The following is a 24,307-nucleotide window of genomic DNA, read 5'->3' as shown; positions in this document are numbered from 1 at the left end:
GTTACGTTTTGCGGTATTTTACCAATTCAAAACGTATTGGGCTAGCTCCGCAATGGGCAAACTTGATTAATAAAAACTTTTATAACTACATACTCATTTCAGAATAAATGAAATAGCACGCTATTTAACATAACTCTATTTTTTCAGAATAACTCTCAACTAATGTCACTAATTCAACAAAGTCATGTAAAACGTAATCTGCCTGATCGGCATAAGCAGGCGTTGACTCTGGAGCGTATAAACACGCGCGCATATTTGCATTGTGCGCAGCTTGAATGTCGTAAAGGTAATCGCCTACATAAAGTAAATTTCTGGCGTTAATGTTCCAAAGTGTAGCAATGGCATTTAAAGCGCTGGGATCTGGCTTTGCTGGGGCATCGCTTCGCGTTAAAACTGTGCTGATAGGGAGTGGATTATTTTGTAATTTAATTGCCGCTGCTTTATCAAAATTGCGAGTAACAATCGCCATCGGAATATTTTTAGACTTTAAAGCATGAATAGCTTCACTCACACCAGGTAATATACTGGCATGTTGTGCATCTATTAATTCGTGTTGGTGAACTATATTCATTGCCTCTTCACGCATATACGGTGAGGGCAACTGAGCAATGTAATCAAGTAAGTCTTGCTCGCAAGGGCAACCTATTTGGGCCTTTATTAATGCAAAATCTAATTCTGATGAAACCAATGTTCCATCTAAATCAAAAATCACTCCAAAAATAGCCTCAACCTGAGTAGTCATATCATTCCCTGAATTTAGTTATTACTAAATGAAATTTAAACATAAAATTCTCTACTGCTTATGCCCTAGGCCGGTAAATACAAAGGGATAAATGAAACTAACTATATTTAAATATTAATACGCACCATTATCAATCTATTGATAACAAGGTAATTTAAGTGCTTGATATATCATGCGCAAAAAAAGGTAAATATACAAATTGAACTCACAAATTTTACGTAAATTTACAAATAACAGATCAAACATGAACGCAGTTTAAACGTATGAAGAAAACGCGCACATAAACAACTGCTGTGCGCGTCGGTTGGGGAAGTTTTAAATATTAATTTTGCTCAAAGTGGGCTTCGAGCCAAGTATCATCTTGAGCAAAGTTTAAAGTTTTAATCTTACCTTTGCCCTCAACGTTTACCATATTTACCTGAGATGGCCATAAATCACGAAGTGCGCCATTACTCATTTTAATTCCTTCAATGTTTTCAGGAATTGGTGCTTCTTGGTAAACCCAAAAAAACTTACCATCAACTTGTGCTCCCACAAAGTTAAGTGGTAAAGGTTCACCACTTAGCGTTTGTAGAGCAACATGCGATTCAACATACTTAGCAAAACGTTGTTGGTCGGCTTTATTACTAATAATATCAATTTTGCCTTTAAATAATGTTCCTACGGCGTGTTCGGTATCATGTAAATAAAAGCGATGCATTAATTCAACATTATGCGTTCGTTTATTAAAAAGCACGGTTGTAACTGACGACTTTAGTTGATGCGCCATACTTGGCGCAGCAACTAAAAGGCAAACAATAATAAGCAAAAAGCGCATTATTGCTGCTCCTCACCGTCATCCTTTTCGTCTTTCTTCTCATCAGTTTTAAGCTCAGTTTTAATATCTTGCATGATATCGCGACTTACTTTAGCTTTACTCTTTTCCTTTTTAAACACTTCAATACGTGAAGGAATAATACGACGAGGGTAGTTATTATTTTCAACATCTACGTCAGCTGTTTCCCAGCCTGGGTCAACAGTAACTGATACAAGCGGTTTGTTTTTATCGGTAACAATCAGCTTTTGAACGTTTTTATAATTACGACGCCAAATTTCAGCAGGAATATAGCGCTCTTCTTTAGTGCCATCTTCATATGTTAGCTCTAATAAAATAGGCATTACCAAACCACCAAGGTTTGAAAATTCCATAACGTAATAGTTTTTATCTTCTTCTAAAGCACGCTTAAGCGTTTTACGCTCCCACGGCTCTAAGCCTTTTAAAAACTTATTGTACGAGTTACGTTCTTTATTGGTTACAGTAAAACGGTCGTTTTCGTCATAAAAATCGGTAACATCAGAGTTTTTCTCAACCCATGTTTTTTTACCTTGTGCGCGGTTACGCTCAACAAATAATGAAGTAGGTTTGTCTGCTTCAATATCACGTAAACGGCTGTAATCAATATCAGGGTTTTTAGTGTCTAAACGTAGTTGATATACTTTATCTAAAGAGATATCTACATGGTCTGTGGTGTAAAACCAGCCACGCCAAAACCAATCTAAATCAACACCAGAGGCTTCTTCCATTGTACGGAAAAAATCAGCTGGAGTAGGGCGCTTGTATTTCCAGCGCTGAGCATACTCTTTAAATGCAAAGTCGAATAAGTCACGACCTAAAATTACTTCACGTAAAATATTAAGGGCTGCTGCAGGTTTAGTATAAGCATTAGGACCTAAGCGTAATACACTGTCTGACTGAGTCATAACAGGTACTTGGTTTTCAGACTTCATGTAGCTCACTATATCGCGAGGCTCAACACCCCAAGGAATAGTAGGATCCCATTCACGACCAGCAACGCCATCTAAAAAGCTATTTAAGCCTTCATCCATCCACGTCCATTGGCGCTCATCTGAGTTAACAATCATTGGAAAGTAAATATGACCCACTTCATGAATAACTACGCCAAGTAAAAAGCGCTTTTCAGCTTGAGAATAAGTACGTGTACCATCATCTTGTAACTTAGTACGTGGGCCGTTAAAGGTAATCATTGGGTATTCCATACCGCCAACAGGGCCATTTACTGATTGCGCAGTTGGGTATGGGTAGTCAAAAGAATACTTAGAGTACACTTCCATTGTGTGTACTACCGCTTCAGTTGAGTACTTCTCCCATAAGTCACCACCTTCTTTAGGGAAGAACGACATTGCCATAACTAAAGGCTGAACGTCACCACCTTGCTGATAACCCTTTGCATCCCACATAAACTTACGAGACGACGCCCAAGCAAAGTCACGTACGTTTTGCGCTTTAAAGTGCCACGTTTTAGTTTTGTCGGTGCCTTCTTTTTCGTTTTCTAGCGCTTCTTCTGCGTTAACAATAAACACAGGACGCTTAGATGTTTCGGCTTGCTTTAAACGTTTGCGCTGAGTACTTGTAAGTACTTTGCTCGCGTTATCAAGTTTACCTGTTGCCGATACAATGTGATCTGCCGGAACAGTAATCTCAACATCGTAATCACCAAACTCAAGCGTAAACTCACCAGAGCCTAAAAACGGCTTGTTTGTCCATGCTTCGTAATCGGTATAAGCCGCTAAACGAGGAAACCACTGAGCAATTAAGAATATGTCGTTGCCGTCTTCTTCAAAGTGCTCGTAACCAGAACGTGCACCCACTGCATCTTCTTCAACAATGTTGAAGGCAAAGTTCATGCTAAATTCGACTTCTTTACCTGGTTTTAACGGCTCGTTTAAATCGATGCGCATTAAGGTATCAACTACAGTTACGCGTAGCTCTTTACCATCGTCATCTTTTACGCCACTGATTGTATAACCCAGTTCGTTGTCGCTCATAAATTGCTGACGACGTAATTCGCCTAAACTTAATTTAGCGGGCTTTTGAGCTGGTAGGCTTTCTAAAGTGCTTTTAAATGTTTTAGTTGTTTCGGCAATTGAATCGCTTTTAAAAATATTTTGATCTAACTGTAACCATAAATATTTAAGCGTATGTGGTGAGTTATTTTTATATTCAATGCTTTGGCTACCGGTAATGCGGTGCTTTTTTTCATCTAGCTTCACATCAATATCGTAATTTACACGTTGCTGCCAGTATTTTTCACCTGGTTCGCCAGCGGCACTACGATATACATTGGGTGTAGGAAGTGCTTCGTCTAATTGACGAAATTTATCAACAAAAGAACCTTTTGTTTGCTCAACCGAAGACGCCATAGCTGCACTCGATATTGCGAACGGCAATACAAAAGCACTTAGCGTAAGACCTATTTTTTTCATTGTTAGTCCTAATATAATTTTGTGAGCGTACTTTGACAAATATACCAGTTAGCTTCAATAAATTAGCGACCAAGTACCGTATTTTTAGGGTGATGTTCACTTAGTTTTTTAGATTGAAAAATACAATTATTTTGTAACAAAATACGAACAGATAAAAACTGTAAAGGGGGTTTACAAAATTGGGTTTTAATAATGGTTTTGATCAGTTAAATACAAAGTCCCAGAACTTAAAAAAATATTATTCATTTTATACATATTGCTAAAAAAGTATTGCTTTGGCATTACCAGGTAAACCATTAATCCTACGTATAAGTATTACTAATGCGCAACAAGTAAAATAGCCTAAAAGCCCTTTCTACTGAACAAAAACACAGTGAAATGAGTAAATAATTGGCTCAAATATTGCCGAACTTCATTAATATTCGCTATTTGTACGATAAATGACAAATAGTGTAATTTTAGGTTGATCTTTAGTGCTGTTTATATTTAAAATCGCCAACCTTTTTATTTGAGGCAAATAAATTCGTCACATTTATCCTCAAATTAATATCGATTACTAGCAAGAAATGCGGTGGGCTTATGGATTTTTACATCCTAAAAAAACAACAAGAACTAATTGCGATTCCAGCAAGTGAGAATAACTGTAAGCAGTATCTCGATTCGGGTTATTTTTATATCGATAAAGTAGCAGCGTGCAACGAAACTAATGCATTAAAGGCGCTACACGCAAAACAAACTAAAACGTTAAAAATTCCATTATTAATGGCACTTTTAGCATTACCGGTTGTTTTTTCAGCTTGGTACAGTTTAACCTAACGTAATGCATGCCTTAGGCTTGCATCTTTAACAGCCTTGGGTATATTGGCGCTCTTACGGTTTTATTAAGAGCGCGACATGAAAGTCCTCCACACCTCAGATTGGCACCTTGGCCAACAATTTTACGAACACGATCGCCGTGTTGAACATCAAGCTTTTTTTACATGGTTATTAGCCACTCTTGTTGAACAACAAATAGACTTACTTTTAGTTGCGGGCGATATTTATCATACAGCGACACCAAGTGCTAGCGCCGAAAATCAGCTTTATCAATTTATTAAAGACGTCAAAAAAGCATGCCCACTATTACACGTAGTGATTATTGCGGGTAACCACGACTCTGCAAATCGTATTTTGGCAGCTCAGCCATTACTTGCACAGTTTGATACTCACGTAGTAGGGCGCTTTGATGTCGCAACACCCGATGAAACTGTTATTACCATAAATACCAATGGTAAACGCGCTGTAATCGTCGCTATGCCATTTTTACGCGCAAGTGATGTAAGTTTACTTAGCCAAACCGAAAACGGTCCTAGTTATGCTCAAGGCGTTTCAAAAGCTTACGAGCTTGCACTAAAGCAAGCTCTTAATGAGAATGAGCAAAACTCACCATTAATAGTTATGGGGCATTTACACGCAAAGGGCGGGGATGTCTCAAGTGATTCTGAGCGTAACTTAGTAATAGGTGGTGAAGAGTCTATTTCAGCCAATGTATTTGGTAAACAAGCCAACTACGTTGCCCTTGGGCACTTACACAAAGCGCAACAAGTCGCTAAAAGTGATGTTATTCGCTACAGCGGCACACCTATCCCTATGTCGTTTTCAGAACGTAACTACACGCACCAAGTAAATGTTGTTGAGTTTATTATTGATGAAAAACAACATATTAGTACAACTGTAAACCCCCTTTACATTCCGCGCTCTGCCGATGTAATTATTTTACCAAAAGGGGAGTGTGTACCATTAAACGAACTATGCGAACAAATTAAAGCGCTCGACACCGCACAAAATACAATAGCGCCTTATTTACGGGTAAAGCTTAAATCAAGCGATACCGACACCACTTTCAGAGAACAAATAGAACAAGCACTTGAAGGCAAGCATATTAAATTTTGTGGTATTGAACGTGTACGTGAGCAATCAGCGCAAAATGACGACAACACCGTATTTGAAGATTTAAGCGAAGTTGAAATGCTCAATCCACTAAACCTATTAGAACAAGCGTTCGCAAACGATAAAGACATGGCAGGGCAAAGCGTACCCGATGAGCTAAAAGCACTTTTAAGTGACGTGATAAACGAGCTTACGGAGCAAGAACAACTATGAAAATAACCGCAGTTCGTATTCATAATTTAGCCTCAATAGTTGACGCTGAAATAGATTTTACTAAAGCCCCATTAAAAGATGCAGGATTGTTTGCGATAACAGGCGATACTGGCGCTGGTAAAAGTACCTTTTTAGATGCCATTTGTTTAGCCCTTTATACAAAAACAGCGAGGCTGCGCGGTGATAAAGGTAACTTAATTGAGTTTAACGGCGACAGCATTAAGCTTAATGATGCGCGAAACTTGCTACGCAGAGGTACATGGGAAGGCTACGCCGAGGTCGACTTTTTAGGACAAGATAAACAGCTTTATCGTGCGCGCTATACAATTGCACGAACCCATAAAAAAGTAACAGGCAAACTTAAAGTAGCAGAGCACACTTTAGTAACCCTGCCAGACGAAACCCTTATAGCTGACAAAAGCCACACAATAAAAGAAGTCGAGAGTAAAATAGGGCTTAACTTTGAGCAGTTCTCCCGTGCCGTACTTTTAGCACAACATGAGTTTGCTGCGTTTTTAAAAGCCACTGGCGATGAGCGAGCGCAACTTTTAGAGTGCTTAACAGGTACCGATAAATTTAGCCGTATTGGCGTGCGTATTTTTGAGCGCCATAAAGAGCAAGTAGCAAAGCTTGAAGCGCTTAAAGCTGGTCTTGAAAGCTATACTTTGTTAACCCCAGAAGAACTTGAGCTACAACAAACCAAGTTAACCGATTTAAAAGCGCAAACCGAACACACTAAAAAAGAGCTATCCAAAACCGAAAAAGCACTTAACTGGTATCAGCAAGCTACAGTACTTGAGCAAAACTTACTGCAAGCACAGCAAACCCAGCAACAAGCAAGCTCAGCGCTTGAAAGTATCGTTGAGCAAAGCGAGCAGGCAAAACAAGCTAAACAAGCGCTTGAAATAAAAGATAACCGCAGCCGTTTTAATTTGTTAACCGATCAAAATACGGCGTTGGATCAGCAAATAACATCGCTTAAAAGTGTTGATCATTTAGCGGTAATTAACGAGCGTAATACCGCGCTTGCTAAGCATACCGAGCTGCTTAATAACGCCAATGAGCAAAAACAAAATGCAGCGCCCGTTATAGCTAAAGCGAGAGAGCTCGACAGCAGCATTGCGTTGCAAACTCAAGCTGTAAAAGGTACTGAGTCGCAAATAACCAAAGAGCAATCTCAATTAGATGAGTTCACACAGCAGCTTAAACAAAGCAATAGCGAGCTTGAACTCGCTAATACCGAATCAACTAAAAGCCAGCAATGGCTTAATGAACATGCACAGCTGCATGTTTTAGCAAAAGACTGGAGCTACTATCAGCAAAGCTTTAATACTTACTTAAATGCACAGCAGCAATTAACCGCAAACCTTGCACAAAGCCAAACTCTTAATAGGGAGCTTGCAAGTCAGACTGAGCGTTTAAATACACAAAATAATAAAGTGCAGCAGTGCGAGGCGTTACTTACGAGCGAGCAGTCTGCTTTGCAGGTATTAAATACTCAGCTTAATGAATTTAATGCAGAGCACTGCGACGCGCAGTTAAAAAGTATTGATTACTTAAAAGAGCAGCGAGAGCGCTACGGGCAATTTAACGCAGAACTAAAACAAAGTACTCAACGCCAACAAGTGCTTAATCAGCAGTTAAATGAAAGCCAGCAAGCCCATGCTTTACTTAATCAGCATTTAATAACCAGCGAGCAAGCGCTTAAAGGCAACGAGTACGCACTTAACCAAGCGCGCTTAAGAGCCAGCGAGAACGTAGAGCATTTACGCACTGAGCTTCGCCCTAATGAACCTTGTTTAGTGTGCGGTGCAACTGAGCACCCGTATGCGGTAAATCAAAATCAGCAATTAAATAACTTAATTACTGATTTTGAAAATGATTTTAATATAGCTAAAAAGCAATTTGACCATGCACAAAGCGAGCTGCATAAGCACCAAACTCAACATGCCGTATTAACTGCTGAACACGGGCAACTTGAGCAAGTAATACAAACGGCAAAAGCTAAACAGCTCGACATTAAAAATACCATGCAAGGCGCACGCACAGAGCTTAACGACTTAACGCCTGATCAGCTTGAAGTAACTTATAAGCAGTTAACGGAGCAAAAAGCGCAATACTTTGAGCAGCAAAAACGCCAGCGTACACTGCAAACTAAAGTAAATGAGCTACTAGCAGCACTTAAAGCAGAGCAGCAAGTACAGCAGCAACTTAGTAATAAACACCTTGAGTTTACACATCAGCAAAACCAGTTAACGAGTAAGCATAGCGAACTTAGTGTGCAAATTAACGAGCTTGGTACAACGCTCAATAATCAATTTGAAAACAGTGATTTTTGGCAGCAACTACAAGCCAATACGCTTGAACTTAGCGAGCTGCACGAGCAGGTTACGCAGTATCAGCAAACTCAAACGCAACTTGAGCAAAGCCAAAAACGTCAAGACACAGCTAATGAACAAATAAAGCAGCTCACACCGCTTATAAGTAACAACGAGCAGTCGTTAAAAGCACTTAATGAAGAGCTTGTAAAAGCTAAAAATTTACTAAGCACTGTACAAAGTGAGCGCTTAGCTTTATTTAATAACGAGCAAATAAGTGCAGACGACTACCAAGCAAAACTTACAAGTGCGCAAGAGCAACTGCAATCGCAGGTTCAAGCGAGTCAAAAAGCATATGACGACGCGATAAAACAACGAGATGAGCACGCCATAACGCTTAAAAATGTAGAGCAACGCTTACTTGAAAACAGCCAAGAGCTAGCAACGCTTGAGGCACGTTATAACCAGTGGTTTACTGACTTTAAAGCGCAATATAGCAATGCAACGCACGAACAGGTCAAAATTTTACTAACGCTTAGTAGCGAGACTATTAAAGCGCATTTAACTCAGCACGAGCAGTTAACTCAAGCCCTAACAGATGCAAACGCCGCATTAAAACAGCAGCAACTTACGCTTGAAAAACACAACAGTAGCGATAAACCAACGCAAAGTGCAGAGGCTTTAAGTACGCAACTAAGCAGCTTAAACGAGCAACAAACGCAGCTGCAAAATTCATTACTAGCAACTAATACCGCTATTGAGCAACACAACCAAAACGCAAAAGCGCTTGAAGGTAAGCAGGCTGAGTTAACTAAACTTAAAACGCTGGTTGAACAGTGGCATTTGCTTAATAAAGTCTTGGGTGATGCAACGGGTAAAACCATGCGTAACTTAGCGCAAACACAAACGTTAAAAATATTACTGCATTATGCCAACAGCCATTTAAAAACGCTCAATAAACGCTACGAATTAACCGCCATAGCGCAAACACTCGACATTGCAATTATTGACCGCGACATGGCCGACGAGCAACGCTCTGTTAATACACTCTCAGGCGGGGAGTCATTTTTAGTATCGCTCGCACTTGCACTTGGTTTAGCATCGCTTTCGTCAAACAAAGTACAAATCAATTCTTTGTTTATTGACGAAGGGTTTGGTACGTTAGACAGCGAAACCCTAAGCATTGCAATGGACGCTTTGGATTCTTTGCAAGCACAAGGCAGAAAAGTAGGCGTTATATCGCACGTAACACAAATGAGCGAGCGTGTAGCCACTCAAGTGCATGTAGCCAAAAAGCCAGGTGGATATTCCACAGTTGAAGTTTTATAAGCAACATTACTGAAAACAAGGAGATACAATGCCAACGTTTACAGGCGAGCAAGCAACACAATACGATAGCCGTATAACCCGTTTAGTTCCTGGTTATGAATTATTACATCAGCTCACTAACGCACAGCTAAAAGCAACGCTAAGCGATAATGCGCATATTTTAGTAGTAGGGGCAGGCACAGGCAAAGAAGTACTTGCACTGGCTGCATTAAACCCTACATGGCAATTTACCGCGCAAGATACATCAGCCGATATGCTTGCTATCGCGAAGCAGCAATTTGATGAGCAAGGCATAGCAAGCCGCGTCAATATTCACAACGGACCTGTTAATAAATTATCGGTTAAAGCCGATGCCGTTTTATGTTTATTGGTAATGCATTTTGTACAAGATAATGGCGATAAAAAAGAGTTATTAAAAGCGATTAAAGGAAGCCTTAAAAAAGACGCCAACCTTTATATTGCAGATTTAATGCGCCCTGAAACTTCATTTGAGCGCGAAGCCCAGCTTACAACGTGCGCGCAATTGGGTTTAACCGAAACAGGTAAAACACAAACAGGGCACGACTTAGAAAATGAGTTTTACCCGCTAGATAGAATGCGCTTTAGCGAACTGCTAAATGAGTGCAAATTTGGCATTCCGAAGCTGTATTTTAAAGCGCTAGGTTTTAGTGGGTATGTAGTTTAAGTTTTACAAGCTGAACAAGCACCCGCGATTCAGCACCAATAAAAACACCGAGTGAACAAACTCGGTGTTTTTATATAAACCCCTCTACGCTCGGCATTTTTTCTAAGCGTAAGTCGTTTAAGCGAAGCGCTACACGACGGGCTTATGTTAATATTACTCAGATTGTTGTTATATCAGTCCGCACCTAATCGGTTTAACCTGATGAACTTTTTATTATTCAATATGACCAGATAATAGAATTATTTTTTGGTAGTCTTCCCACATCCAATAATTAAAATTATCATCATTAAAATAACTTATCATTTTTGCAATTGCTGATTCTAAGCTCTGATGATTTGTTGACTTCACTTTTGAAAAGTTACTTGATTCAACAATAAGCATAGTCTGCGGGTGTACAAACTCTGTAACTCTTCCGCCATTAGAATGGCATCGAAGAGCTTGAGTAATCGTTACACAGTTAAACATACTCTCAATCAAATCTTTAATAGGGCGCTCAATTGCAACTGAAAAATAAGCTTTTTCTGCATTCGTTCTTTCAACTTGCTCTACTTTGTCTAAATGCTGCTCTATTAACCCAAGCATAAGTACAGCTGTGTTTATTAAGGTTTCCGATGATTTTCGTTGATTTACCGCATAATCTAAGCTTACAAAAAATCTATTTAATATTTGTTCAATACCCCTTAGCTCAATTTTGTTACTTTCAAATAAGCTCGCAAACACACTTAGATTGATAGTTTGATCATCAATAAATGGATAAAGAAGTACTTTCTTATTTTTATATTTATCAAAATCTAAATTTTTCGAAGTTAAGTAATTCATCATAGACACTTGGGGTAAGGTGATTTTTCGGTCAAAAAATCGACGTAAATAAAGTTGTGCGTCAAAGTCAATCCCATATATTGACTTCACTGAATGTTCTAGGACTTCTGTATTTGTAGCAACTAAAAAGGTAAACCCCTCTGTTTCAAAAAAGTGCTTAATAACCTCCAAAATTTCAATAGCATAATTTGGACGGCACCTATCTAGTTCATCGATCAAAATAACTATTGGTATATTCAACGCATAAATGATTTCAATTAGTTCAGATAAATAGGTTAAATATTCTTTTATGTCTTTAACTGCCTGAATAGATTCTATATGGTTTTTTTGAATCGTTTCAGTGTACTTCTGAAATTGCTTAGAGTCGTTTAAGTCCGGTGTAACCTCTACAATTTTAGAGATAGCTTTCACCCCTGAAATTAAAGAGGGATCCCCCGTAAAAGCTGTCGCTGGCTCAGCGTACTTTAAGCATATACCTAACTTACTTTTTAACTTATTAAATATGGTTTTTGCTTTCCCGATCTCGACAGCTTTTCCGGTGGGATCCTTTTCCTTAAAAACATACTCAATTTGCTGTAATAATTCACTGCAAATAACAGCAAGAGGATTATTTGAAAAGTCACTTTCCCAAACATCAATGTATACAACAGGATGGTTACGTTGAGCAAGCTCTACATACAAGCGTCTAATAAATTCTGTTTTACCAGAGCCATAAATACCATTCAGATTGAGCACCCGGCTTTCTGAAGTTAAAAACTGGGCTATGAACTGACCATATTCTTTTCTATTCGTTTTACATGTATTTCAATTATACGTGTCTTTCCATTGATTAAACTTGCTAGCGTGATTTGAAACATCCATATATTTTTCCGTATATTTTTAAATAGTATCTATAGCTTACAAAAAACCTAACCAATCTCTCCAAGCGCTTTCATTGCAGCTTGTGCTTTATCTGTTTGTACAAAAATATGGTCGTGATAAAACGCAGCGACCACATTAGCACTTATATTATGCTCAGTCAGCTTTGCAGATACCGCAGCCGTTAACCCAACGGCCTCTAAGCTTGAATGTACGTTAAGGGTAATTAAATTATATTTACCCTCGTAAGTAATACCTGCTTTATCGGCAGTTTCAGCTTTTAAAATAAGGGTTAGCCCTTCTTCTTCAACGTAAGTGGCAAGTGGCTCTAAATGAACATAATCAGCCAATTTTCCTGCTAAGCAACAAAAAATATACTCGCCTTGCTTAAGCTCTGGCTGCATTGATTTTAATAATTCGTTTAACTCTAAAATTCCGGCCATGGTCGTTCCCTACTATGTGTTATTTAGTGACTTTTAGCTGCGCGACTAGCTCGCTTAATCTCGCAATTTTTACATTACTTAACTGTCTATAATCAAAATATGGGCACACAATAATGTTGTTACTGGTGTCTATTGCAAACTCGTCGTCGAGCCAATCAAATTGTGCATGTAACTTACCTTGTTGTAATAAGTTTTTAGCGTGCGTACGACCGGCAATTATGTGTAACTGGTTTTTATTGCTAGTAGCTTTATTTGCACACGTAATAGTAATGTTGGGCGCGCTAAATAGCAGGGCGTTTTTACTATTTTTTTGCAGTAAATACTCATCGCGATATTGTTGCCAAGTAGGGGCTTGTTTAGCAAATGAGTAATACTCACTTGGCAGGGCAAATAGCACTTTTGCGTACACGTTAAACACTTTGCGCCAACCATTACCACAGTGCTGGTTTATGGTATTTATTTGCTCATTTATAACCGGTTCTAGGCATTCAAGTGTTTCAAAAAACGGCATTGGCGGCGCTTTTGCTACGTATACCGCCACGCTAAATTGCGTATCACCTAAGCCAACTAATTGGGTATTCAAGTTAGTTAGCCTTGTTTTGCGCTAAAATACGGTCGAGGTTATTTGCAAAGTTTTGGCGATCGGTTTGGCTAAGTGGCGGCGGCCCACCACTCATTTCTACGCCACTTGAGCGCATGGTATCCATAAAGTCTCGCACGTTAAGTATTGAGCGGATATTCTCGGTGGTATAAAGCTCGCCACGCGGGTTGAGTGCTTGCCCGCCGTTATCAATTACTTCACTTGCTAGCGGAATATCGCCCGTAATAACTAAATCGCCTTTTTCAATACGTTTTACTATTTCGTCGTCGGCTACATCAAACCCCGACGATACTTGAACGCGGCTTATGTATTTTGACGGCGGAATACGCATTGCGTGATTAGCCACTAAAATAGTCTCGATTTTCATACGCTCTGCAGCTCTAAAAAGTATTTCTTTTATAACAACAGGACACGCGTCTGCATCTACCCAAATTTTCATGCTATGGTCATTTTTATTGCTTTAGAATTAATATGATCCTATAGCAAAATTTTTTAATCGGCTAGCAAACTTTATATCCATCTATATTTAGATAATACGTACTATTTATGTAATTTAAAAAGGAGCTTACATGAAGGCTATTAAATACGGTTTACTTATTACAGGGCTATTTTTTCTTAGTGCTTGCACCAGCCCTCCTGAGGGAATAACACCCGTTAAAAACTTTGATATACAAAAATATAAAGGCAAATGGTTTGAAATAGCGCGTCTTAATCACTCGTTTGAAGAAGGTATGGAGCAAGTTACCGCTACTTATTCAATTAACGACGACGGCACAGTAAAGGTCCTTAACAAAGGGTATTTAACGGATGATAAAAAATGGAATGACGCCGAAGGATTAGCCAAGTTTGTTGAGGGCACTGACACCGGACATTTTAAAGTCTCGTTTTTTGGTCCATTTTATGGCGCTTACGTGATTTTTGAACTTGACCAACCCGATTATCAATATGCATTTATAACCAGTTACAACAAAGATTACTTGTGGTTTTTATCGCGTACACCAACGGTTAGCAAAGAGCTTAAAGAACACTTTTTAACTAAAGCTAAAGAGTTGGGCTTTGCTACCGATGAAATAATTTGGGTAAACCAAGAGACTATGTAAAGGGGGTTTACAGTTAGTTATATACGTTTTTAAAGTAGTAATAAAAGAGTAATTTAACTGTAAAGTAACTTACATATATTATGGTTATATTGTATGCACTTGCCGTGAGACAGCAAGTATTAGAAACACTGAATATCCCCTATTGTTGGCAAGCTATATAGCTTGCCATTTTTTTTGCCTAATATATGAGAAAATAACGGATCACGTTTTTACTAACTAAGGCTAGTTTAACGCTAAAAACAACCCACTTAGTACAACTAACACGCTATTTAAAACACTAAACCACTTTACGTAGCCTACTAAAAAATTATAAAAAACCATTATAATTAAGACACTTAGGCTCATAAACCCGCAAAATAGTAATGTTCCATATCCACCTTGAGTAACTATACAAAGCACCAAGCTTAGTAAAATACTGATCCAAGCAGCTAATAGCAGCTTTTTACGTTGGGATTCTGTAGGGCGTTTTTTAAATACATCTTTAAAATGATTATACTTAGCCAGCGCAAAACAGTTAAAACTGAGCAGGCATAGGCTAAACCCAAGTAAATCAATCATGGTTTTTGCCTTTTAAGGTTATTAGATTGACTAGGGCTGATTATTTTTGAGTTGTTTTTAGCAGTACGTAATTTTTCGGTTTGTATAAAAAATAATATACTAAATAACAAAAACAGTGCATCAAAAGTAAATAAAGCCCACTGTTTGTGCATCAAATAGCTAACTATATTACCGTTAGTTGTAAGTGCATTAATAACCGGTACGCTTAAACATGCAACAGCATTTATAGCTGCCATAACTCGCCATTGCAGTGTGTCGCGCTTTATAAGTGCTAAAAGAGCAACCGCTAGCCATGTTAAAAAGAACGCGAGTATTTCTTTATCGGCGCGCTCTGCGGTAGTTGGGCTAAGTAGTCTGTTAGCAATAAAAAATGCACACGTTGCCAGTGGAAGTCCCATAATAGTGGCTAGGTTTAACCCTTCAACTAGTTTTAAACCAAACGAAGGTTTAACGTTATTTTTAGTTCGCTCGCGAATTCGCTTAGCCCACATAATACAGCCAGAGCCAATCATTACACAGCCTGCAATACCGCCTAATACGTATAACCAACGCAGTAACCACGTAGCTAAACGCCCTGTATGCATTGAATTAAGTGATTCGTAAAGCGCTTTGCTGCTAGTTAGCTCGTCATCAGTTTTAGCAACCATTTGCCCTGTAGCACCACTAAATATTAAGCGTGGTGCTTGGTCACGCAGTGTTTTACCTGCGCTTACCAATACGGTAATTGTTGAAGCTGCCATATTTGGTTGGTTAACTTGTACGCGAGTAATATCTGCATGAGGCCACTTAGTATAAACCTGATCCAAAATGCTTTGAATCGGCACCATTGATGATTCGCCTTCGGCTTTATCGGTCATGGTGTTGCGAGGGGTTACATCGTTAAAAAAGCCACGCATGCCGTTATCGTAAGACGTTTGCGCAGGGTAGGGAAACAACATAAATATGAGCGTAATCATGCCCGTGTAAGTAATCATTAAATGAAAAGGCAGGGCAAGCACAGAGCTTAAATTGTGGGCATCTAACCATGTACGGCTACCTTTATTACGTCTAAAACTAAACATATCTTTAAAAATACGCTTATGAATAACCACACCCGATATAATGGCAATTAGCATAAAAAAGCTAGCAAAGCACACAATCCAGCGTGCGGTTATTGCATCCATGTAATGTAAATCATAGTGCAGCCGATAAAAAAAGTTACCACCTTTAGTATCTACAAAGGGCTCAAGCTCTTTCATGGTATTAGGGTTTAACTGTGTGTTTTTAAACTGGCTGCGGCGCTGGCCTGGCTCTTTTGGCTTTGCATAACCATAAATTAAATAAGGAATACGCGGCTCAGGCAGAGTAATACGCCAGTTTGGTGAGCTAGCACCATGGCTAGCTAGGTAATCGAACCCTGTAATTATTTGCTGCTTTTGCGCTTCTATACGCTGTGTTTGGGCTTGTACATTATGTATGGCAGGTTGATTCCACAGCGTTATTTCATCTCTAAAAAAGCTAAGTGTTCCCGCAAAAAATATTAAATATAATAACCAACAAACGAGTAACCCTACCCAAGTGTGTAACCAAGTCATCGATCTAAAAAAGCTGTCTTTCATACCCAACCCTTTAGTAATACAAGCAATCCGATAAACGCACCTGTACTTAGTAAAATACTGATCCACACTTTTCTTAATGATTTAACGCTAAAGGCATAAATAAATACTACGGCATAAATTAAAATGCTGATTGAAACACTAAACAGTACAGCGTCTTGCTTAGCTATTGGCAATACAAAACTTAATAACGCAATACTTGCAGAGGTAAAGGCATAGCCACCAATTATGGCAATAAAAAAACGTAAAAATACCAAAACTCGATAACTGCTTACGCTTTTTACTATAAGCGCAATTACGTTAACCTTATCGAATGGCGCACTGTGCAAAGGTGCCTGCATAGTTAATTAATCCCTTTATTTAAAGCTGAGGATAAAACAAAGGCGCTATTATATATGTTACAAATACAAAAGATAGCTATTCTCATTTGTAGTCATTAACTTTTAAGTAAATTATGCTTACTTACTTAATTACTTAGTAAAATACTGATCTGTTATTGTTTAATGATATTGCACAGGCTGTATGTAAAGCTTAAGGTTAATAAACTGAGTAAAAATAAAGAGTGAAATAACGATGAGCGATCACGAAAAACTAAATTACGTAGAGTTTCCTGCATGCGACTTACCCGCAACTAAGGCCTTTTTTAGTCATGTATTTAATTGGCAGTTTACTGACTACGGCCCAGAATACACGGCGTTTAGTGAGCAGGGGTTAGATGGTGGGATTTTTCAGGCTCCATTAAAATCACTAACTCAGCATGGGGCAGCATTACTTATTTTTTATAGCGACGACATACACGCAACCTTTAAAAAAGTAGAGACATTTGGCGGAGTAATATTAAAACCTATTTTTGAGTTTCCTGGCGGTTGTCGGTTTCACTTTACAGAACCAAGTGGTAACGAATTTGCGGTATGGGCGAAAGAACACTAGGTACTATAAGGGCTGTAGGGCATTTAGGCTTAAAGATCAGGATTTTACTAACTAATCGCCATTTTAGATAAAATAAACCGATTTTTTACCAACTCATTTATCCTAAATGGCCATTTAGGATGAAAATTAAGCATTTAAGGCCAAATAAACATGAATAGTCACCAATTAATAGACCAAGTTAGTAAATGCGTGATCTGTGATCCTCATTTACCTTTAGGGGCTCGACCTGTAATACAATTTAACCCAAACGCACGTATTTTAATCGCAGGCCAAGCACCGGGTATAAAAGTTCACGAAACAGGCGTGCCGTTTAACGATGCAAGCGGAAACCGCCTACGAGAATGGCTTGGACTAACACGTGATGAATTTTACGACGCTAATAATATAGCAATTTTACCTATGGGCTTTTGCTACCCGGGTAGGGGGAAGTCGGGTGATTTACCACCGAGAAAAGAATGTGCCCCAGCATGGCGCGAGCAATTATTGGCTGCACTACCAAATATTGAGCTGACAATAGTATTAGGTAAATACGCGCAGGCGTATCACTTACCGGAGACTAAAAAAATGCCACTTACGGAGTTAGTAAAATCGTGGCGTGAGTATTGGCCAAATTATTTAGTGCTTCCACACCCCAGTCCGCGTAATAATATATGGCTTAAAAAGAATCCATGGTTTGAGCAAGATGTACTTCCAGAACTGGGTAAACGCATTGCTACTATTTTAAATAAGTAATGCTTCTAGCATTAGGATTTATTGTAAAGGGGCGTTATACCAATCCGCAATAATACTTAATCATTTTGCGGGGCTAAACGTGTCGCTACCTGTGTTAAAAAATTCTCATTTAGAACAACTAAATAGCGAATTTTTTGCCTAGCTATCAACACGTTTTTCCATCCTCAAAATAGATCACTTAATTAAGCGAATTGGTATACAGTTAACTTAAAAATTAACACTCCAATTAAAAACAATAACAAACGAGGCTGTTTAATTTGAATGCATCTATATTAACTGAAGTAATACTTCCGCTCGCTCTTGCACTTATTATGTTTGGTATGGGTCTTGGGCTCACAACAAACGATTTTACTCGTCTATTTAAAAGCCCGCTTGCCATTGTTATGGGTTTAATAGGCCAACTTGTAGCAATGCCTTTATTAGCATTAGGGCTGTGTTATTTACTTAACCTACCAACGCCTATCGCTATTGGTTTAATGATATTAGCTGCCTGCCCAGGCGGTACTATGTCAAATGTAGTAAGCCAGCTTGCTAAAGCTAATTTAGCGCTTTCGGTAAGTTTAACCGCTGCCTCTACCGCAATTAGTATAATAACCACACCGTTTATTATTGGCTTTGCTATGAGTCAGTTTGCCCCAGCAGACGATGCTACTTTTTCTATTTTAACTACTTCATTAGGGCTATTTTTTATTACCTTAGTGCCAGTTGCTATAGGCATTTGGTTACGTCACTTTAAAAGTGATTTTGCCATTAAAGCAGAGCCGTTTTTTAGACGCTTCTCGTTGTTTTTTATGCTTATGATGATTGCCGCACTAGTAATAAAAGAGCGCGATTTATTAGTTAGCTCATTTAACGATGTATTTTGGGCGTGCATAGCACTTAATATTGGTTCAATGGTTGTTGGTTGGTTAATTGCTAAGTGTTCAAAATTAAATTTAACTGATTCGCTGACGCTTTCAATTGAGGTTGGAATTCAAAATGCATCGTTAGCTATTTTAATTGCTATTAGCTTTTTGAATAAACCAGAATACGCGGTTACCGGTGGCGTGTATGGCCTTGCTATGTTTATAGGGCCACTGCTATTAATTGGCGGGTTAAAGCTTAAAAATAAACGTACCGCTAGGGCTGTTAACTAGGACTTTTAATTAGGGCATGTTGACCAAGTTACTTTAATTTATGGCTGCGGATAACGTAGCCGTAAACTCCAGTCTAAAAATACCACCTGTTAAATGTATGCTCAGCACCCATCGCGTCAACAAATTGTAGGCTCACAAAAGACTCTCAAGCTTGAATATTGCACTAGGGGCTGAGCTTGTTTGCGCGAGGAGTGAAGCTTCTAATTACTAAGGCGCATTTTAGGATGGGATAAGAGTGTAAGTAATACGGTGAAAAACAGTTAATTATTTGGTTACTAAAACAGCGCCTCAAATATGATGCGCTACTTTAAAACTTACTATTTGGTTTGCATGTTTTTAGCGCGTTCTTCTGCATCTATTAATGCTTGTGATTTAGGGGCGCGTTTTTTCTCTTCTATTTTGGGCTTTTCAGCCGAGTCAGGATCCCAGCTTGAGTCCAACGATAAGTTAGCAAATGGATTGTTACTGTCCGCTTTTTTAGGCTCAATTACTGGCTCATTAACTAGCGGTGTTGTTTGTGCTTGCTCAGGTATCGCGTCTTCTTTTTTAGGCATCGGCTTTTCACCAGGTAACGGGGCATCTGGGTTAAATGTACGCACCTCTGGTTCTTTAAAGTCTTGCTCGGTTGTATACGTAGTCGATTGAGCGTCAGATATTTGCTCTGGAGCGTGTAAATCTATAACCGGCTCACTCGCTGTTACTGACTCAGGAGTAGTAATAACCGGCTCTACAGTGTTATGTTCGGCTTCTATTGGCGAAGATTCCGTTACTTGCGCTGTATAGTGCTTACGTTGTTTTTTTACTGGCTTTGCATCTGGGTCAAAGTCGCGTACCTCTGGCTCATTAAAGCTGCTGGCATTTTTAATGCGCTCTAAGGTTGTTTTAGCGGCGGCTTCAAACTCGGCGGTATTAGGCTCTGGTTTTTGTTTTACTTCGTTAAACGTAGCGGTACTTGTTTGCTCTAAAGTATCTGCTGGCTCCATTTGTGCAGACTCAATTTCACTTGTTTGCGATGGAGTAACTACGTTGTTTTGCTCATCTGAGATCTGCGTTGTTGTATGTTCAATATCAGTATTTTGCGCTGTGTTAGTAGGTTCCACTGACTCTTCATTTGTCGCTACGCTGCTCTCAACTGCTTTATTATTTTGAGTTGCTTCGTTAATGACGACAGGCTCAATCTTTGGCTCTTTTGTTGTTTGTACTGGCTTTGTTGCTTTAATTTCAGGTTTAGCTGGCGTAGCAATTTTTTCTGATTTAACTTCAGGTGGAGCCGCTATAGTCGGTTCTGCCATCGTTTTACTTTGTTTTGCACGGCGCAGGCGCACGACTACCATAGCGCCAATAAGTACCACTATAACAAGTATTAAAGTGGGTAAAAGTAACGAGCTTGGGCTTTGTGCTACAGGTTGCGGCGCAATTACAGGCGCTGGTTTAGTTAACACCGGTGCTGGTTTTACAAGTACAGGCTTTTCAGACGCAGGTTGAACGCTTTGCTCTGGCGTCGCCGGTTTTACTTGCTCTATCACAGCTTCGTTTTTTTGCTCTGTAACTACTTGCTCGGGTGCTGCTTTTGTTGGCTCTGCATCAATTACTATTTCGTTACTGTTGGTATTTAGCTGATCGTTTATTTGTTGTTTTTGATCATTAGTTAAATTAAGGGTTTGCTCGTTGATGCTTTCTTTAACAGCTTCTTCAGTAGGTTTAATTACAGGGGCAGGTTCAACAATTTTAGGTTGTGGCTGAGTAATAATAGTCGGCTCAGGCTCTATTATTTGAGGCTTAGGTTGTGCTTGAATTTCTTTTGGCTTATTACAGTTGTTTTTGTAATCACGCGCAGCTTTACGATATTTTTGACTCGCTTTATTATTACTATTTTGCTGCATTTCTTGTTTAATTAAAATGCACATAGCTTCGTTGTATGCAGCACTTTGCGCACTATAAAATAAGGCAAAGCAAAGGGTAAATCTAATTAGTTTTGATATCATGAAGTTATGCGCTTAAATATTAATAGTTTGATTTTAAGCGCAAAATTAAAAATTATCCAGAGTAATACAACTAATCAATAACCATAAGGCTGCGATATTCATCGTAAGCAAATTGGTCGGTCATACCGCTTATATAATCTTGGATTAATCTACAACGATAATAAAACTCGTATGCCGCAAAGTGATCGGGCTCTTCTTGCATCGCATCTATTGCGTGTTGGTAACTATTTAAGTGCTTTTTAGAGAGCTTTTTAATAAGTCGCGACTCTATTAATAAACGTGAATCGCCATTTAGTGCACGCTTAAAGTCATCCTTGTTTAGTAGCAGTAATGGTTTATAGCAATCGAGCAAACCATTAATTATGCGATACCCTTGTAGCTCTAATTTTTCGACTTCTTTGTTTGAAAATACATGCTCAAGCGCTACCTGCTTTAGTGTTTTAGTTACTGCATGTAGATGGCTTCTATCTTCTAAAAGCGCTTGGTTAAAATCGCCATGGTAAATAGGTTCTATATTTTCGATAAAGCGTTTTGCGGCGTGATTTACTAGCGGATGTAGCAATGCAACCCGCAGGTATATAAAAAATTCACTATTAAAATTATAGGGTTGTGCTTGTGCACGCTCTAGTGCGTAGTCTACGGCTTTGTCTACAAAATTTTGATGTTGAGCGTCGTCGATTAATAGATTTATTAATACTTTTTTGTAACTACTTTTAAGTTTTTCGCACAGCAACTCAGTGCTTATTATGTCTTTTTCTACGGCGTCTTCTATGTCGGCTAGGCAATACGAAATGTCGTCGGCGGCTTCCATTATGTAACTTGCAGGATGGCGGCAGTAAGGCTCAATAGTGAGCTCTTTTTGTAGCGCTTCAACAAAGTTTTTTTCGCTGTAGTAGTAACCTACTTTTTTCATTAAATAGTTTTTATTTTGCGGAGTGTCTTTTACATCAAGCCCAGCAGGGCGAGTGTATTTTAAAATACCAGCACTCTGGCTGTAGGTTAAATTAAGCGTTTGCAAAGAATGAATTATACGTATGCCTTGAGCGTTGCCCTCAAAGTTACAAATATCGAGCGCAAGGTGTTTAAAAACAACACCTATACCGGTGTTTGGTTCTTTACAGCGTTCGGGTGTTACGCTTGCTAGGTTGTTATTAAACCAGTGGTTAATAGCCGCTTCGCCAAAATGTCCAAACGGTGGGTTGCCTATGTCGTGCATTAGGCAGGCCATTTCTACTAAGCTTTCTAGTGGGCGCTCTAGGTCGGTTAAGCCGTAATCTTTTTGTTGCTCATAGCTTAAATTAGCAAAAATACGTTGCACTATAAAACGACCAACCTGTTGTACTTCAAGCGAATGGGTAAGGCGAGAGCGCACAGCTGCGTTGCGCTCAAGCGGAAACACTTGTGTTTTTTGCTGCAGCCTGCGAATAGCGGCACTGTTAATAATACGTCCACGGTCGCTTTCTAGCGCCATCTGTAAGTTAGAGGTTGTGCGGTACATTCGTGCTGGCGTTATTTTTTTACTAAAATCTATGGTCATCTTTATACTTGTCCTTTTTTACAATTGATGACTGGCATAGTTTTTAGCACATAGTCATTTGTCTTTAATATACAGGGTTTAATCTATCAGTTTGTATCATAAAGTAACAACTTGCTTTAAAATAATTTTTTGAGTAATTGTTGTGCATTTATAGGTGTTTATAATGAAACAGTGGATTTTAAAGGCAGTATCAATTTGCCTAATGTTAGGAATGAACAGCGCATTTGCTGCAAAAGAGCAAACTGTGGTGCTTGTATCAATTGATGGCCTGCGTTGGGATTATATTGAAAAACACGGCGCGCCAAATTTAAAAGCAATGGCCGAGCGCGGTGTTCGCGCACAAAAGCTAATACCTGTTTATCCAACTAAAACGTTTCCTAATCATATTTCTATTATTACGGGCTTACTGCCGGTAAACCATGGCATTGTTGATAATAGCTTTTGTGATAAAGCGCGTAAGAACGACTGTTACAGCATGGGCAAAGCATTAGGCGATAGCACATGGGTAAAGGGTATTCCGCTTTGGAATTTAGCAAAAATGCAGGGGCTTAAATCGGCTACTTATTTTTGGCCTGAGTCAGATGCATTATTTAACGGCATGACACCAGATTACTTTTATCACTATTCTAAATACAGCGATTACCAAAGCCGTGTTGATCAAATTATTCAGTGGTTAAGTTTACCAAAAGCACAGCGCCCACGTTTTATTGCGAGTTACTTTTCGCTAGTTGATAGCATGGGCCATGAATTTGGGCCAGACGCACCACAAACGCGTGATGCAGTTAAACAGCTTGATGAATTAATGGGGCAATTACAAACTCGCTTAAGTAAATTAGAGCAAGAGGTAAACTTAGTTATTGTGTCGGATCATGGTATGACGAGTATAGATCCAGATAAAAGCATTGATGTAACCACACTGCCTCAAGATGAAAACTTTTTAGTTAAAAATACTGGTCCACGTTTACTTATTTATACTCAGCCTGATGCTAAAAACGCTGATATTGAAGGTTACAAAGCACGTTTACGAGATGCGTCAAACGGTCGTTATACAGTATTAACTGACGAGCAATTAGCAGCGTATCATTACAATAAAGGCACTCGCGTAGGCGATATTGTGGTGCAAACTACAGCGCCAGCGGTATTTACCAATGGTAAAAAACCAACCTATTTAGGGACTCACGGTTATGCATATACCGAGGATATGGCAGCATCATTTATTGCTGTAGGCCCTGCATTTAAACAAGGTGTAAGCCTTAAAGAAGTAAATAATCTTGATATTTACCCAGTACTGGCAAAAGTGATGGGACTTAAATTGTTAAACAAAGTAGATGGCAATGGTAAAACATTAATGCCAGCAATTAAGCAAAAAATCGTTGTGCATTAGCTTAATCTAAAAGAGCGCGTAAGCGCTCTGCAGGGAAGAACATGTTAAAACTTTAAAGTGGGCTATTTAGCCTAATGCCGATCAGTTAAGAAATATTTAACGATCCATTGACCGATCTTCTGGTTAGTTTATAAAGGCTTCTGAATTTA

At 39.0% G+C, this 24,307-nt stretch carries 20 protein-coding genes and 1 pseudogene; 9 read left to right on the top strand and 12 right to left on the bottom strand.

What is annotated here, in order from left to right:
* Positions 1-124: 124 nt before the first annotated feature.
* From I6E85_RS15425 to I6E85_RS15415, 3 genes are all read right to left on the bottom strand, one after another.
* A complete protein-coding gene (locus tag I6E85_RS15425; RefSeq protein WP_007583617.1) occupies positions 125-742 on the bottom strand; it encodes an HAD family hydrolase in 618 nt (205 codons plus the stop codon).
* 322 nt (positions 743-1,064) lie between these two features.
* On the bottom strand, positions 1,065-1,559 hold the full coding sequence (locus I6E85_RS15420) for a DUF6702 family protein (RefSeq protein WP_165721981.1): 495 nt from the start codon (positions 1,557-1,559) through the stop codon (positions 1,065-1,067).
* Positions 1,559-4,006, bottom strand: coding sequence for a M1 family metallopeptidase (locus I6E85_RS15415; RefSeq protein ID WP_197173468.1), 2,448 nt, complete (start codon positions 4,004-4,006; stop codon positions 1,559-1,561). The genes I6E85_RS15420 and I6E85_RS15415 overlap by 1 nt, the downstream gene beginning before the upstream one ends.
* 579 nt (positions 4,007-4,585) lie before the next feature.
* Here I6E85_RS15415 and I6E85_RS15410 point away from each other — a divergent pair.
* The 4 genes from I6E85_RS15410 to I6E85_RS15395 all read left to right on the top strand — a co-directional run bounded on the left by I6E85_RS15410 (position 4,586) and on the right by I6E85_RS15395 (position 10,480).
* The gene (locus tag I6E85_RS15410; protein WP_002959190.1) at positions 4,586-4,822 is read left to right on the top strand and encodes a hypothetical protein; all 237 of its coding nucleotides are present in this window, start codon (positions 4,586-4,588) and stop codon (positions 4,820-4,822) included.
* A gap of 78 nt (positions 4,823-4,900) precedes the next feature.
* The gene (locus tag I6E85_RS15405) at positions 4,901-6,148 is read left to right on the top strand and encodes an exonuclease SbcCD subunit D C-terminal domain-containing protein (RefSeq protein ID WP_197237111.1); all 1,248 of its coding nucleotides are present in this window, start codon (positions 4,901-4,903) and stop codon (positions 6,146-6,148) included.
* Entirely contained in the window at positions 6,145-9,795 is a 3,651-nt protein-coding gene (locus I6E85_RS15400; RefSeq protein ID WP_197237110.1) for an AAA family ATPase, read from the top strand. The genes I6E85_RS15405 and I6E85_RS15400 overlap by 4 nt, the downstream gene beginning before the upstream one ends.
* 28 nt (positions 9,796-9,823) lie before the next feature.
* On the top strand, positions 9,824-10,480 hold the full coding sequence (locus I6E85_RS15395) for a class I SAM-dependent methyltransferase (protein WP_010552879.1): 657 nt from the start codon (positions 9,824-9,826) through the stop codon (positions 10,478-10,480).
* A gap of 213 nt (positions 10,481-10,693) precedes the next feature.
* Here I6E85_RS15395 and I6E85_RS15390 read toward each other — a convergent pair.
* The 4 genes and pseudogenes from I6E85_RS15390 to I6E85_RS15375 form a co-directional block, all read right to left on the bottom strand.
* Positions 10,694-12,067, bottom strand: a pseudogene (locus I6E85_RS15390) (P-loop NTPase fold protein); the annotation flags it as partial.
* A gap of 140 nt (positions 12,068-12,207) precedes the next feature.
* On the bottom strand, positions 12,208-12,600 hold the full coding sequence (locus I6E85_RS15385; protein ID WP_197237109.1) for an ACT domain-containing protein: 393 nt from the start codon (positions 12,598-12,600) through the stop codon (positions 12,208-12,210).
* A 19-nt stretch (positions 12,601-12,619) separates the two neighbouring features.
* Positions 12,620-13,183 carry a hypothetical protein gene (locus I6E85_RS15380; protein WP_197237108.1) on the bottom strand — a complete coding sequence of 188 codons (564 nt, stop codon included), beginning with the start codon at positions 13,181-13,183 and terminating at the stop codon, positions 12,620-12,622.
* Position 13,184: 1 nt separating this feature from the next.
* On the bottom strand, positions 13,185-13,640 hold the full coding sequence (locus I6E85_RS15375) for a YaiI/YqxD family protein (RefSeq protein WP_007376692.1): 456 nt from the start codon (positions 13,638-13,640) through the stop codon (positions 13,185-13,187).
* A 130-nt stretch (positions 13,641-13,770) separates the two neighbouring features.
* Here I6E85_RS15375 and I6E85_RS15370 point away from each other — a divergent pair, with 130 nt between their 5' ends.
* Entirely contained in the window at positions 13,771-14,301 is a 531-nt protein-coding gene (locus I6E85_RS15370) for a lipocalin family protein (RefSeq protein WP_197237107.1), read from the top strand.
* A 222-nt stretch (positions 14,302-14,523) separates the two neighbouring features.
* Here I6E85_RS15370 and I6E85_RS15365 read toward each other — a convergent pair whose 3' ends face one another.
* The 3 genes from I6E85_RS15365 to I6E85_RS15355 are packed head-to-tail and all read right to left on the bottom strand — an operon-like array spanning position 14,524 to position 16,795.
* The gene (locus I6E85_RS15365) at positions 14,524-14,859 is read right to left on the bottom strand and encodes a DUF3325 domain-containing protein (RefSeq protein ID WP_007583595.1); all 336 of its coding nucleotides are present in this window, start codon (positions 14,857-14,859) and stop codon (positions 14,524-14,526) included.
* On the bottom strand, positions 14,856-16,457 hold the full coding sequence (locus tag I6E85_RS15360; RefSeq protein ID WP_024591555.1) for a PepSY domain-containing protein: 1,602 nt from the start codon (positions 16,455-16,457) through the stop codon (positions 14,856-14,858). Before I6E85_RS15360 ends, I6E85_RS15365 begins: the two co-directional genes overlap by 4 nt.
* Positions 16,454-16,795: a hypothetical protein gene (locus I6E85_RS15355; RefSeq protein ID WP_024591554.1), complete on the bottom strand. Its 342-nt coding sequence runs from the start codon at positions 16,793-16,795 to the stop codon at positions 16,454-16,456. The genes I6E85_RS15360 and I6E85_RS15355 overlap by 4 nt, the downstream gene beginning before the upstream one ends.
* Before the next feature lie 232 nt (positions 16,796-17,027).
* On the opposite strand from I6E85_RS15355, the gene I6E85_RS15350 reads away from it, so the two are divergent.
* The 3 genes from I6E85_RS15350 to I6E85_RS15340 all read left to right on the top strand — a co-directional run bounded on the left by I6E85_RS15350 (position 17,028) and on the right by I6E85_RS15340 (position 19,252).
* On the top strand, positions 17,028-17,384 hold the full coding sequence (locus I6E85_RS15350; RefSeq protein WP_024591553.1) for a VOC family protein: 357 nt from the start codon (positions 17,028-17,030) through the stop codon (positions 17,382-17,384).
* Positions 17,385-17,534: 150 nt separating this feature from the next.
* On the top strand, positions 17,535-18,116 hold the full coding sequence (locus I6E85_RS15345) for a uracil-DNA glycosylase family protein (protein WP_024591552.1): 582 nt from the start codon (positions 17,535-17,537) through the stop codon (positions 18,114-18,116).
* Between the two features lie 257 nt (positions 18,117-18,373).
* A complete protein-coding gene (locus tag I6E85_RS15340) occupies positions 18,374-19,252 on the top strand; it encodes a bile acid:sodium symporter family protein (RefSeq protein ID WP_024591551.1) in 879 nt (292 codons plus the stop codon).
* Between the two features lie 317 nt (positions 19,253-19,569).
* Here the strand turns inward: I6E85_RS15340 and I6E85_RS15335 are convergent, their stop codons facing one another.
* Both I6E85_RS15335 and dgt read right to left on the bottom strand, forming a co-directional pair.
* On the bottom strand, positions 19,570-21,237 hold the full coding sequence (locus I6E85_RS15335; RefSeq protein ID WP_024591550.1) for a hypothetical protein: 1,668 nt from the start codon (positions 21,235-21,237) through the stop codon (positions 19,570-19,572).
* A 70-nt stretch (positions 21,238-21,307) separates the two neighbouring features.
* Positions 21,308-22,774 (bottom strand): dGTPase, encoded by a 1,467-nt coding sequence (gene dgt / locus I6E85_RS15330; RefSeq protein WP_101163538.1) that lies wholly within the window; start codon positions 22,772-22,774, stop codon positions 21,308-21,310.
* A 163-nt stretch (positions 22,775-22,937) separates the two neighbouring features.
* Here dgt and I6E85_RS15325 point away from each other — a divergent pair, with 163 nt between their 5' ends.
* Positions 22,938-24,158 carry an alkaline phosphatase family protein gene (locus I6E85_RS15325; RefSeq protein WP_024591549.1) on the top strand — a complete coding sequence of 407 codons (1,221 nt, stop codon included), beginning with the start codon at positions 22,938-22,940 and terminating at the stop codon, positions 24,156-24,158.
* Positions 24,159-24,307 lie beyond the last annotated feature (149 nt).

Origin of the sequence: Pseudoalteromonas sp. NZS71 (assembly GCF_015864715.1) — a bacterium.
Classification (GTDB): Bacteria; Pseudomonadota; Gammaproteobacteria; order Enterobacterales; family Alteromonadaceae; genus Pseudoalteromonas; species Pseudoalteromonas arctica.
The sequence above is the reverse complement of the archived record's forward strand: the minus strand, read 5'-3'. Positions and strand labels throughout refer to the sequence as shown.

Bases quoted from the DNA above. Each gene is read 5' to 3' on its own strand.
- I6E85_RS15425 (WP_007583617.1), bottom strand. From the start codon at position 742: ATGACTACTCAGGTTGAGGCTATTTTTGGAGTGATTTTTGATTTAGAT.
- I6E85_RS15420 (WP_165721981.1), bottom strand. From the start codon at position 1,559: ATGCGCTTTTTGCTTATTATTGTTTGCCTTTTAGTTGCTGCGCCAAGT.
- I6E85_RS15415 (WP_197173468.1), bottom strand. From the start codon at position 4,006: ATGAAAAAAATAGGTCTTACGCTAAGTGCTTTTGTATTGCCGTTCGCA.
- I6E85_RS15410 (WP_002959190.1), top strand. From the start codon at position 4,586: ATGGATTTTTACATCCTAAAAAAACAACAAGAACTAATTGCGATTCCA.
- I6E85_RS15405 (WP_197237111.1), top strand. From the start codon at position 4,901: ATGAAAGTCCTCCACACCTCAGATTGGCACCTTGGCCAACAATTTTAC.
- I6E85_RS15400 (WP_197237110.1), top strand. From the start codon at position 6,145: ATGAAAATAACCGCAGTTCGTATTCATAATTTAGCCTCAATAGTTGAC.
- I6E85_RS15395 (WP_010552879.1), top strand. From the start codon at position 9,824: ATGCCAACGTTTACAGGCGAGCAAGCAACACAATACGATAGCCGTATA.
- I6E85_RS15385 (WP_197237109.1), bottom strand. From the start codon at position 12,600: ATGGCCGGAATTTTAGAGTTAAACGAATTATTAAAATCAATGCAGCCA.
- I6E85_RS15375 (WP_007376692.1), bottom strand. From the start codon at position 13,640: ATGAAAATTTGGGTAGATGCAGACGCGTGTCCTGTTGTTATAAAAGAA.
- I6E85_RS15370 (WP_197237107.1), top strand. From the start codon at position 13,771: ATGAAGGCTATTAAATACGGTTTACTTATTACAGGGCTATTTTTTCTT.
- I6E85_RS15365 (WP_007583595.1), bottom strand. From the start codon at position 14,859: ATGATTGATTTACTTGGGTTTAGCCTATGCCTGCTCAGTTTTAACTGT.
- I6E85_RS15360 (WP_024591555.1), bottom strand. From the start codon at position 16,457: ATGAAAGACAGCTTTTTTAGATCGATGACTTGGTTACACACTTGGGTA.
- I6E85_RS15355 (WP_024591554.1), bottom strand. From the start codon at position 16,795: ATGCAGGCACCTTTGCACAGTGCGCCATTCGATAAGGTTAACGTAATT.
- I6E85_RS15350 (WP_024591553.1), top strand. From the start codon at position 17,028: ATGAGCGATCACGAAAAACTAAATTACGTAGAGTTTCCTGCATGCGAC.
- I6E85_RS15345 (WP_024591552.1), top strand. From the start codon at position 17,535: ATGAATAGTCACCAATTAATAGACCAAGTTAGTAAATGCGTGATCTGT.
- I6E85_RS15335 (WP_024591550.1), bottom strand. From the start codon at position 21,237: ATGATATCAAAACTAATTAGATTTACCCTTTGCTTTGCCTTATTTTAT.
- dgt (WP_101163538.1), bottom strand. From the start codon at position 22,774: ATGACCATAGATTTTAGTAAAAAAATAACGCCAGCACGAATGTACCGC.
- I6E85_RS15325 (WP_024591549.1), top strand. From the start codon at position 22,938: ATGAAACAGTGGATTTTAAAGGCAGTATCAATTTGCCTAATGTTAGGA.